The organism is Arthrobacter sp. 05L45_2, assembly GCF_056397525.1.
The window spans coordinates 1-6116 of sequence record NZ_JBFTNO010000190.1; the positions used below are offsets into that span (position 1 = coordinate 1).

Annotated in this window: 6 protein-coding genes; 4 read left to right on the forward strand and 2 right to left on the reverse strand. The window is 62.6% G+C overall.

The features are described from left to right. Positions 1-123: 123 nt before the first annotated feature. Together AC1DHD_RS13180 and AC1DHD_RS13185 are read right to left on the reverse strand one after the other, a co-directional pair. Entirely contained in the window at positions 124-1164 is a 1041-nt protein-coding gene (locus AC1DHD_RS13180; RefSeq protein WP_476880149.1) for an iron-siderophore ABC transporter substrate-binding protein, read from the reverse strand. Positions 1165-1996: 832 nt separating this feature from the next. Next, positions 1997-2275, reverse strand: a complete 279-nt coding sequence (locus AC1DHD_RS13185; protein WP_307424833.1) for a helix-turn-helix transcriptional regulator — start codon at positions 2273-2275, stop codon at positions 1997-1999. Between the two features lie 197 nt (positions 2276-2472). Between AC1DHD_RS13185 and AC1DHD_RS13190 the strand changes: the two genes are divergently transcribed. The 4 genes from AC1DHD_RS13190 to AC1DHD_RS13205 all read left to right on the forward strand — a co-directional run. Next, positions 2473-3195, forward strand: coding sequence for a DUF4389 domain-containing protein (locus AC1DHD_RS13190; protein WP_476880145.1), 723 nt, complete (start codon positions 2473-2475; stop codon positions 3193-3195). A 78-nt stretch (positions 3196-3273) separates the two neighbouring features. Beyond that, positions 3274-4035 (forward strand): DUF4386 domain-containing protein, encoded by a 762-nt coding sequence (locus AC1DHD_RS13195; RefSeq protein ID WP_476880146.1) that lies wholly within the window; start codon positions 3274-3276, stop codon positions 4033-4035. A gap of 23 nt (positions 4036-4058) precedes the next feature. Next, positions 4059-5423, forward strand: a complete 1365-nt coding sequence (locus AC1DHD_RS13200; protein ID WP_476880147.1) for a DUF4386 family protein — start codon at positions 4059-4061, stop codon at positions 5421-5423. 216 nt (positions 5424-5639) lie between these two features. Continuing rightward, positions 5640-6116 (forward strand): DUF4386 domain-containing protein (locus AC1DHD_RS13205; protein WP_476880148.1); only part of this gene is annotated, 477 nt, incomplete at its 3' end.

Here is a 6116-nt window from a genome sequence, read left to right on the forward strand (position 1 = left end):
GCGCGGCTCGCGCCCGCCGTACGGGGCGCCGGGTCCCGGGGCACGGCGGGCGCAGCGGGCACGGCCGGCTCAGCGGGGGCGGCAGGGTCCGCCGTCGTCGTCACAAGGCTCACGGGAAGGTGCCTACTTCGCTGCGGCAGCGGCTTTGTCGGCCGCGTCAGCGAGCTGCGGCAGGAATTTGTCCAGGGCCCACGGCAGGCTCAGCGGGGACGACGCCGAGATGGACAGCGTCAGGGTGTTGTCCGTGTCAGCGACGAGCGCGTTGTTTTTGACCGCCGGGATCTGGCCCAGCAGGGGGTCGTTCTTGATCGACTCCGCGGTCTTCGCGTCGGGAACCCAGCTGACAAAGACGTCGGAGCTGAGCTCGTTGGCTTTCTCAGCGGACCAGGGGATGAAGAATTCCTTGGAGTTCTGGGAGTTTTCGTCCACCACGGCGGCCTGTTTCATGCCGATCTCGCTGAGGAAGCGGGGCCGGTTGTCGTTGGCGGTGTAGACGTTGATGCCGTCGCTCTTGGCCGGCTCGAGGTTGCCGTAGATGAAGGTCTTGCCCGCCAGCTGGGGGTACTTCGAGACTTTGTCCTTGATGGTGGACTCGGTGTCGGTGACCAGCCGGGCGGCAGCGGCTTGCTTGCCGAGGGCCTTCCCGATCATGGCCGTGGAATCCTGCCATGACGTTCCGTACGCGACCTCCGGCTGGGCCACCACGGGTGCGATTTCGCTGAGCTTCCTGTAGTCCTCCTGTGTCAGCCCGGAGTAGGCGCCGAGGATGACGTCGGGGTTGAGTTTGGCAATCTCGGTGAAGTTGATCCCGTCGGCCTCGGAGAACTGGGCCGGTGCCTTGGCGGAGCCGAGTCCCGCGCCCAGCTTCTCCAGGGCAGCGTCCTTCCAGGGGGTGGATCCCTGGGCGTTGCCGCCCCACTCGTTCTTGGGCATCCCCGCGGGGACTACACCCAGGGCCAGGGCGACGTCGTCGTTGACCCACGACACGGTGACGACGCGTTGCGGCTGCGCCTTGATGGTGGTCTCCCCGTACACGTGCTTGATGGTGACCGGAAACGCGGAGTCCTCGGCAGGTGCTGCAGTGGCGGGCGTCGATGCCACCGGACCGGTGGAGCAGGCGGTCAGGCCAAGGCCGACGGCGGCCAGCAGTGCCGCGATCCTCACCGTGGCCTGGCGGAGGGGACGGCGGCCGGCGGTAGGGCCGGAGGGGCGGGGGAAGTCGGCGGAAGCCACGGAACTCCTTAGGTAAGTGATGCGAACCTAAGTAAGGCTAGCCTACCCTTCGAATAATTACGAAAGGTTTGAGTAACTTAATTGCTTGATCGAGAATACGCGCTGGTGAGTGGCATCCTGCTTGGGCCCCTGCAACGAACACCCAAGGTCCTGGCCCTGGTGGTCACTCGTTTAGACCCGCGGTGATTCGCATGCCGACACATGACTCGCTGGCAAGCCCTGTCACTTGCCCCTGCCATAGCCGCTACTTCTAAGCACCGCACTCACCACTGCAAATACGGTCGTTCAAGACCTACTCCCCGATTGCGCGCAGAGTTTCGGAACAGCCGAGCGTTCTCTCACTCCGTCTCTTAAAGCCACTGATCCAACCCCAGCGAGATGGAGCAGGGCGAGACAACTTTCCGAGACGCCGAGCACCTGACCCCCATCCGATCGGACGGCCGGCCTAAGGAGGCATAAAGGTGTCTCGAAAAACTCTTGTTTTCCGAGATGGTCATGTGGTCAGGCTTCGCAGGAATCCAGGTTGCTGTGAGCGCCCCCTCATCGTTCATTTCACCGTGCGGGTCATACGTACATCGCCCAGGCCAGCAACCGCGCGGAGCGTGGCGGCGGGCCTCCGCAGCACGGTGATCGACCGACTTACGGGCGCCGGTGCAAAATAACGTGATCACCGAATGACGCCACAAAGAGATCAGTCCGCAGTTGAGGAACGCTGCCGTCCAACGGGACGCGTTGTAGGCAGGCGTTCGGTGTGGGCCGCTTCTTACTCCCGCCTGAGGAGTACGTCGAGGATCTCACCGACCGCGACCTCGTCCAGTCCTTCCCGTCGGATCGGCTGGTTCGGATGCAGCTCATAGAAGTTGCGGCTCCCGACCCGGCGGCGGGTCAAGTAACCGCCCTCGACCAGATCCGAAACGATACGGTGCGCCGCCCGCTCTTGGACCCCCACGCTTTCGGCGATCTCACGTATGCGAATCCCGGGGTGGCGCGCGACGCAGTAGAGCGCGTGCAGGTGATTAGTCAGGAAACTCCATTCAGCCATGCCTCCAATTTTACTGTCATTAAAGACATGTGTCCATTGACCTGTCCGGCATAACGGCCTACCGTTGCAGGTATCGGCGCAGAATCTCCTACCGCCGACAGACTCGCGGACCTGGCCGAACTAGAGAGACCCCGCCCGCCGCTGTAACGCCAACGCCCCGATTGGGCAAGCGTTTATAGCCCAAGGAAGGGCCTCTCATGGGACAACAAACTTCATACCCACTCGCTCTCGACGGCGGGCAATCCCCAAAGCTGAGCCGTTGGCTGTGGCTCGTCAAATGGCTGCTGATCATCCCGCACATCATTGTTCTGTTCTTCCTGTGGATCGCTTTCCTGGTGCTCTCGGTGGTGGCGTTCTTCGCAATCCTGTTCAGCGGACGCTATCCGCGTGCAATTTTTGACTTCAACGTCGGCGTGCTGCGCTGGACGTGGCGGGTCAGCTTCTACTCCTACAGCGCCCTGGGCACCGACGTCTATCCGCCGTTCACGCTGGCCGACGATCCGGGCTATCCGGCACGGCTGTCCGTTGAATACCCGCAGTCGCTTTCCCGCGGACTCGTGCTGGTGAAATGGTGGCTGCTCGCGCTCCCGCATTACCTGATCATTGGTGTGTTCACCGGAGCCGCCTTCGCCGGCTATAACCAGGTGCGTGATGGCAACGCCTGGGCCTACGGCAGCGGACTGATCGGCCTGCTGGTCTGCATCGCCGGTCTCGTCCTGCTGTTTGCCGGCCGCTACCCCCGCGGGGTGTTCGACCTCCTCATGGGCATGAACCGCTGGGTGTTCCGCGTGACCGCCTACGCAGCGCTGATGACCGACCAATACCCGCCGCTCCGGCTCGACCTGGGCAGCAGTGAACCACCACCATCCGCTATCGCCTCTGACGACGCCCCAATGATGCCCGCACCGGTCATCCCATGACGCCGGTACCCAACGCCCGGAGTACGTCGCGCGCCACTGATCCGAACTCATCACCGCAAATACACACGGGAGCACCCCATGACTACCACCGAACGCTTCCTCCAGCCAACATCCGGGCCACCGGCGTCGCCTGTGCGGCTGGCGCGGATGGCGGGCCTGCTGTACCTTGTGGTCGCGATCCTCGGTGCGTTCGCACAGGTTGTGCGAGTGAATGTGTACGCGCCAGGGGACGCCGCGGCGACCGCGGCGAATATCGTGGCGAACGGCACCTTGGTGCGGCTCAGCTTCGCTGCCGACCTTGTACAAACGATGGTCTGGCTCGTGATGGCTGTGACACTCTATCGGCTGTTGGCCCACGCGGGTAAAAATATCGCCCGCGCCATGGTCGTCTTCGTCGCAGTCTCAGCCGCGATCACATGCCTGAACATGGTCAATCAGCTTGGGGCACTGCTCGTCGCGACGCAGACCTCCTACCTCACCGCTTTGGGAGCGGACGGCTCCCACGCGCTGGTCCTGCTCCTGATGGACCTACAACACTACGGCTACCTGATCGCCCAATTCACTTGGCTGTGGCTATTCGCTCTTGGCCTGCTCGGTTACCGATCCGGCCTGTTCCCCAAATGGCTTTCATTCGTGCTCATGCTCGCCACCGTTTGCTACGTCATCGACGCCCTGACACGGTTCCTCGCCCCCTCATTAGCGGACACATCAGCTGCCATCTTCATCCTGCCGGAGATCATTTGCGAGGTCTCACTGTTGGCCTATCTACTCATCCGCGGTGTGAAGACGCCCCGCACCACAGCTGCCGGGATCTCATCCGAACCTGAACCAGCTCGCTAACAGCGCACCGTCCAGGAGTAGCCATGGAACATATAGAGGCAAGGATTGACCTTCCGGCAGAACCGTCGGTGGTCTGGAAACACCTGATAGACACAGCATCGATGGCAAGCTGGAACCCCTTCATTACCTCCATGTCCGGGGTCCTCGCGGTCGGAGAACGTCTCCAGGTGCGCATCGCCCCGGCAGGGGGCAGACCGATGACGTTCAAGCCGCGGGTCACTATTGTCCAGCCCGATCAGCGCCTGGAGTGGCTCGGAACCATGGGCATCCCCGGACTCTTCGACGGCCGGCACTCATTCACACTGATTCCGCTCGAACAAGGCCGCACCCGCCTGGTGCAAGCAGAGACCTTTTCCGGAGCCCTCATCCCCTYCACCGGGAAACTCCTGCAGAGGACCGAGGCGGGCTTCCAAGCAATGAACACGGCCCTCCTGACCCGACTCAAGGTAGCTGCGGTAAAGGTCAGCGGCACCGAAGGAGTCGATCTCGCCTTTATCCATGCCCCAGAGCGAGCAGTCACGATCGATGGTCCACCGATTGGGTTTCTCCAGAACGACCGGAACGAGTCCGTCGACGGCAGCACGCCACAGGATCCAATCTTGGACAACACCGCGAACATCAGGCTGAACACGTCTGCGCCGCGCCCTCCAGACCGCTCCAGCGGGGTGCCTCGCCCTCACCAATACCCTGATCGCGACAAAGACCGGCGCACGCCGGATCCCCGGAATAACCAATCGATCTCCGGGTCAACCAATCAAAGGGAAGTAAACGCCATGTCGCGAAGGATGGTCGCAATCATCGTAGGGGCCTTGTTTGTCGTTCAAATGATCACTGCGGTGATCGGAAATTCTTTGATACAAAGCTTCGGGGACGGCGGTACCGCAACGGCACCGCCAACGATGGGCGTGCTGCTCATGCTGTGTTCAGGCCTTGCCGTGGTCGGCATCGGGCTGCTGATGTATCCGGTCCTGAAAACGGTCAACAGGGAACTGGCCCTCTGGTACCCGATCCTGAGGATCGTCGAGTTCATCGTCTCCACCGTGGGCGGTATCTACCTCTTGACCCAGCTGCACGTAGTCCCCAACCAGATGCTCTGGGTCTACATTCCAACAGGCCTCGGCGGTCTTGTCCTGTGCTACCTGCTCTACGTCTCCCGACTGGTTCCGCGACCCATCGCCGTCACTGGCCTCTTCGGATACCTCCTGCTCTCCCTGGGCGTCCTCCTTGACCTCCTCGGCGTTCTTGACATGAATGCCGGACCGGGACAGTTGATACTGCTCCCCGGCGGACTCTTCGAGGTCGTGCTCTTGCCGGTCTGGTTGATCGCCAAGGGCTTCAACTCCCCCTCACTTCGAGGGCAACTCAAGCCATACGCCGTAACGCCCTAACAGCCCCTTGCACTGTCCGCCCCTCCGGAAACGAGCAGACAAACCGCCACCGGTTTCTACCCACCGTTCCACCTCGATCTGGGAGAGAACGAACCACCACCGCGGACAGCCCACCCGGCCCGGCCGGGATCTACCGCCAAGAAATCCGATGCGGTTCCATCCCTGCCGCCCGCCGCAACGCACCTATTGATCCATCCACGTTCCAAGGAGCACGCCATGGCCGCCAACACCCACATCACTCCGCCGATCAAAGCACCCATCCCGCGGCGCCGCATGCACCCGACGAGGCAGATCTCCCTGGCCGCCGGCATCCTGTACGTGCTCACGTTCGTCTCCATCCCCACCCTCGCCCTCTACAAAGCGGTGAAGGATGACGCAGGTGCTTTCGTCCTGGGAACCGGCAGCACCGCCGGGGTGCAGTTGGGCGCCCTGTCCGAGGTCATTGTCGGTCTGGCCGGCATCGGCACCGCCGTGGTGCTCTATCCGGTGGCCAAGCGGGTCAGCCAAACCGCGGCCCTGGGGTTCGTGGCCGCTCGACTCGTGGAAACCTGCCTCATTTTCGTCAGCGTCGTCAGCCTGCTCACGATCCTCACCCTGCGGAACGACGTTGCCGGGACCGCCGGGACGGACTCCGCCTCGCTCGTCACAGTCAGTCATAGCCTCATGGCAACCTACAACTGGACATTCCTGCTC